The sequence below is a fragment of the Methanomicrobium sp. genome, from assembly GCF_055145805.1.
This window is the reverse complement of sequence record NZ_JBSREC010000034.1, coordinates 1-5,029: the sequence shown is the minus strand read 5'-3', so window position 1 is coordinate 5,029 and position 5,029 is coordinate 1. Positions and strand designations below refer to the sequence as shown.

General features: G+C 36.6%; 4 protein-coding genes and 1 rRNA gene. 3 read left to right on the top strand and 2 right to left on the bottom strand.

The features are described from left to right. Positions 1-3: 3 nt before the first annotated feature. The 3 genes from rrf (at position 4) to ppcA (ending at position 3,329) form a co-directional block, all read left to right on the top strand. Positions 4-125: ribosomal RNA gene (gene rrf / locus ACTB1O_RS02460) — 5S ribosomal RNA — on the top strand. Between the two features lie 373 nt (positions 126-498). Further along, complete coding sequence (locus tag ACTB1O_RS02455) at positions 499-1,296, top strand: hypothetical protein (RefSeq protein ID WP_462993550.1); 798 nt, start codon at positions 499-501, stop codon at positions 1,294-1,296. Between the two features lie 557 nt (positions 1,297-1,853). Further along, complete coding sequence (gene ppcA, locus ACTB1O_RS02450; protein ID WP_462993549.1) at positions 1,854-3,329, top strand: phosphoenolpyruvate carboxylase; 1,476 nt, start codon at positions 1,854-1,856, stop codon at positions 3,327-3,329. On the opposite strand, the gene ACTB1O_RS02445 is transcribed toward ppcA, so the two are convergent. Beyond that, positions 3,330-4,379, bottom strand: a complete 1,050-nt coding sequence (locus ACTB1O_RS02445; protein WP_462993548.1) for a lysylphosphatidylglycerol synthase transmembrane domain-containing protein — start codon at positions 4,377-4,379, stop codon at positions 3,330-3,332. It abuts the gene before it with no gap. Positions 4,380-4,438: 59 nt separating this feature from the next. Then, entirely contained in the window at positions 4,439-5,011 is a 573-nt protein-coding gene (locus ACTB1O_RS02440; protein ID WP_462993547.1) for a DUF357 domain-containing protein, read from the bottom strand. Positions 5,012-5,029: the final 18 nt, after the last annotated feature.

Sequence of the window (5,029 nt, the reverse complement as noted above, 5' to 3'; positions counted from 1 at the left end):
TTCAATTGCGGCCATAGCAACGGGGCAACACCCGGACTCATTCCGAACCCGGCAGTTAAGCCCGTTTACGTCAGATGGTGTACTGAGATACGCGAGTTCTCGGGAAACATCTAACGCTGCAATTGTTCTTATTGATGAGAGTTTTTTTATGAGTTTTTTATTGTTACTGTTAAGTATGTCTTTTTTATATTCAGATGGTATACTGAGATACGCGGGTTCCCGGGAATCTGAGCTTTTGCGAAGATGAGAAAATGCGGGAGCATTTTCGTGTACATCTAAACGGCTGCAATTGTTCTTATTGATGAGAGTTTTTTTGTGAGTTTTTTATTGTTACTGGCAAGTTTGGAATTAGTTTTTTTAAATGAATGTTTATTTAATTGACATTTAGGATGCAGAGTCTTTTGTTAATCTTAGGATTTTAAACAGAAATCTCATAAATTACAAAATAATTGCGTTTTCAAAAATGTATTATTCTAAAGTGATCTATATAGTTCAATTATGGTAAGAAATATTGATCTGGTAAGTAGAAAGATCAATGAATTGGAAGATATAGCAAAAAATGCTGAAAACTTATTTATTGAACTTATTAATGAATTAAAAATATATGATGAACATAGGCGTATAGAATTTTTTAACATTGTATTCTCTGATGTTCAAAAAGAGAAAAAAAGAGAAGTAAAGCGACTTTATCAAAGATATTATCTCGCTTCAATAGAACTTGTAAAAAAATATATTCCATCAAAATCATCTGAATTCGTGCAAAATTATAGATTTTTTTCTATTGATAATATTTACAATGGAGGAGTCCTTGATTACATTGAATTAAAAGTTTATAATAAAGGTAACAAAGAAGTATATTTGCACAAATTTATTGATGTCTTTGAAAATCAGAGAACTATTCTTCTTTCTATTCCTGATGTAATCAGTGTAGAAAATTTGAAGTTAAGGGAAGTAATTTCTTCAGAATTCATTCAAAGCGAACTTGAAGAATCTGAAATTTTATTTGAAAATAAGTTTTATCGTGCTTCTGGTGCAATTGCAGGGGTTGCTCTTGAGCGTCATTTAAGATTTTTATGTGACAGTCATGATATTGAATATTCCTACGCTGATAAGATGGATAAGATAAATGATAAGTTAAAGGATAATGGAATATTAGAGAAATCTCAATGGAGATATATTCAGCATTTAGGTGCTATTAGAAATAAATGTGCACATCCTGATTTAGAGGATGTTAAAGAAAAGGATGCCAATGATTTGATTGATGGGACAAAAAAAGTAATTCGTGACATAAATTGATATATTTCTAATAATCTCTTTTTTGTTATTTTTGAGGCAGGCGAATTTATTGAGATTTAATGAATAAATCAGATGGTAATCGTAAATTGGAATTAATATAGAAAGGAGGGGGAACATCCCCCTCCTTTCAATTCTCCCCCTGATTGCGATAATTCACAAGTTGAATGGACAAGCATTCACCTTGTTCCTGTTGTTTTTCTGTTCTGAGGATATTAAAAAAACAAATCCTCCCGGACGAGGCTACCCGTATGGGTAGCGTCCAGGCCGGGTTATCATGGTTAAACAAGTTTCGAAGAAACTTGTGATGGAGCTGCCCCTGAGGCACTTATATCCTAAATATATCCTAAAAGTGAAATTTCTTAATTTGATTATTAAAAAACAGTTAAATAAAGATTTTTTTTTATTGTTACTGGTAAGTTTCTTCAGCTTTTTTGTCTCTTTAATTAATTTAATAAATCATTTTGTATGGCTAAAAGTAGTCTTATGATGCTTTTATTTTTATGTCAACCAAGACTTTGAATAAGGTGTACCTCAAATTTAAATGGTGAATTTGTATCATGACGGATCAATGTCACTATAATGTGCCAAAAACTATGAGCACACAGCATCCTGATAATGTAAACATTCCTTTTTTTGCATGCAGCCCGCTTATGGGTGGAGAAGAGGAAGTTTTAGAGGCTTATTATGCATATTCGCATCTGAACTGCAGTGAGCAGATGTGGGACTGTGAGGGAAAAGAAGTAGACAATTTTGTAATTAAAAAGCTTCTTTCCAAGTATGAATCGTATTTTTCCCAAAAGCAGCTTGGTAAAGATGTATTTTTAACTCTCAGACTTCCGAATCCTGAGATTGAACAGGCCGAGGCAAAGATTTTAATCGAAACCCTTGAGAGTATTCCACGCTCTTTTGACATCGCCAGACTATTTTATGGAAATGATATTCCCCCGATATTTGAAGTAATCCTTCCCATGACAACGTCCTATGTTTCGATTGATAATATATATCAGTATTACTGTGATTTTGTCGTAGGAAAACAGCATAAAAGACTTGGAGGACGTAATAATACCATATCAGACTGGATAGGTGAATTCAGGCCTGAAAGGATAAACGTAATCCCCCTGTTTGAGGACAGGGAAGGAATGCTAAATTCTGATGAGATTGTCAGACGCTATATCGAGAATAAAAATCTTGAATACCAGAGAGTATTCTTTGCACGCTCGGATCCTGCAATAAACTATGGAAATATTGGTGCTGTTATTTTAAACAAGGTGGCTCTTATGAAGATGTCTGAGCTTTCGGAAAGCTCAGGAATTCCTATATATCCGATAATAGGGGTTGGATCAGCACCATTCAGGGGGAATCTCAGGCCTGACAATATAGAGAGGGTAACTTCCGAATATCCCGGAGTACACACATTTACAATCCAGTCTGCCTTTAAATATGACTATTCACCAGATATCGTAAGAGAAGGCGTCCGAAAACTTGAAGAAAGAACACCCGGAGTCTCACAGACTGTTGATATGGAAATTTCTCTTGAGATGTTTGAAAAATGCTCTGAAGAATACCACAGAAGACTTGTTGAACTATCGTCTGTGATAAATAAAGTATCCGGATATATCCCCGGGAGAAGACGCAGAAAACTTCACATAGGTCTTTTTGGATATTCCCGAAACCTTGGGGGGCTAAAACTTCCAAGGGCAATAACATTTACAGCCGCATGTTATTCAATAGGTGTTCCGCCGGAGATACTTGGAATATCAGCATTGTCTGATAAGGATTATGATTGTTTAAATGACGTCTATCTTAACTTTGAAAGTGACTTAAAAGATGCCTTAAGGTTTGTAAACCCCGATTCACCCTATCTTCCAGAGAAAGATTTTAACTTTGCAAAAGAGTACCTGGGAGATTTTGAGACTGATTTTGAGCATAAGGAGGCTACTGATAACATTCTCCGGATATTATCCCAAAACAATATGGATGAGTCCGGTTCGTATATCCTTAAAGCAGCAAGCAAAAGAAATTTTTTGGGATAATCAGTCCCTTTTTATTGAAATTTTATTTTTTATAGCCTTACGCAGGACTTCTCTTTTTACAATTATGACTGTTCCAAATACTCCGAGGAATATATTGAAGTAATAGAGAATCAGGCGCCATAGTACAACAAATATGCCGACTATTGATGATGGAATAAAGAGACTGTAAAGAGACGTTGCAGAAAGCTCGGCAATACCTGAACTTCCGGGAGTTAAGGGGATCATCATAATTATTGCAATAATAATCTGTGCAACAAATGACTCTACAATATGAGGGCCTTCTCCAAGACCCATTAAGATAAGTGAGGCGATGAAAAATTCACTGAACCAGTAAATTATGGTGAACGCTGATCCCCACAGAAGGCCAATTTTGGAATGGCTCACATATTTTTTTAAAGCCGAGTTAAAGTTGTCAACCTCAGAATCTATACCGGTTGTCAGCTTCTCAACCTTTTCGGCATGCCAGCGTTTTGTAAACCAGCCTGATACCTTTTTTATGAGATTTTTAAGGAATACAGGATTTTTAACAGAGTATGCAAAGAGAATAACAAATCCTGTTATCATCGCCCACATGAAGAATAATGGTATTGCGATAGTAAGGCCAAGTTCTTCTGTTCCTATCCACAGCATGAACATGGCAATACCACCTATTATTCCCAGCAGTATCCCATCTAAAACCCTCTCCATAATTACTATTGCAGTTGCATCTCCAAGAGGTACATCTGCCCTGTAAAGCTCATGTATTCTTACAGGTTCACCACCTGCCTGTGAAGGGGTGACAGCTGCCACAAGAAGGTTTGCAAAGACCATATTCAGGCAGTGGAGAAAGGGAACTTTATAACCAAGTGATTTGGACATGAATTTTATTCGCAGAGCCCATGCACAAAGAGAGCCTATATGAAGAACAAGCGCTGCCAGAAGATAAACCGGCTGAAGTTTGGTTAAGTATTGTATGGTATTTTCATCAATCGTGAAGTATAAAACCAAAATCAAAACTATGACGCTGAATGAAATTGAGAGTGCCAGCCATTTCCATTGATTTTTGTCCATCTGTTTCTCCGGATATATCTGAGAAGTTTAGTCCTCCGGATATAAACCCTTTAAGGTTTTCATACCGTGAACAGGCTCCTGTCCCCTGTAATTATCAGAAGTCCACAGCGAACTGCGGCATCCAAAAGACCATATCCGTAGCTGAAATGCCCCAGAGCGTTGACATAATTTTTTTTGGAAAGGTAGCTGTCCCCGTCAGAGAGGTGCTCTGACGCGCTTTTTAGAATCAGCAAAGAGAAATCATGAAGGGGACTTTCTTTATCTGGCGAAACAGCAACAGAATTTACTGCTTCAAAAAGCATTCTTCTGTACCTGTTTGTTTTTTCCAAAAGGTGTGGCAGGAGATTGTCCGGCATTTCATCATCAAAAACAGGCAGCCTTTTTGCAGGTGTAACTCCTCGTAAAATACCTGCTTTTACTCCGAAATCAAACCACCCGAAGCCGTATGCAAATGATGCATGGGCATTTACCATATCCCCTGATCTAAAAAATGAGAGTCCGTCTTTTCTGTAAGCTGAAGCCATCTCTAAAATCTCTTCTGAAAGACGGAAATATGGAGAGTTTTGATTTACACAGATTGCAGAATTTTTTAGTGCAGACTCCAGTTCTTCTCCAAATATTTCAGGTTTCATAGAGATGCAAAGTTTTCA

Bases quoted from the DNA above. Each gene is read 5' to 3' on its own strand.
- ppcA (WP_462993549.1), top strand. From the start codon at position 1,854: ATGACGGATCAATGTCACTATAATGTGCCAAAAACTATGAGCACACAG.
- ACTB1O_RS02445 (WP_462993548.1), bottom strand. From the start codon at position 4,379: ATGGACAAAAATCAATGGAAATGGCTGGCACTCTCAATTTCATTCAGC.
- ACTB1O_RS02455 (WP_462993550.1), top strand. From the start codon at position 499: ATGGTAAGAAATATTGATCTGGTAAGTAGAAAGATCAATGAATTGGAA.
- ACTB1O_RS02440 (WP_462993547.1), bottom strand. From the start codon at position 5,011: ATGAAACCTGAAATATTTGGAGAAGAACTGGAGTCTGCACTAAAAAAT.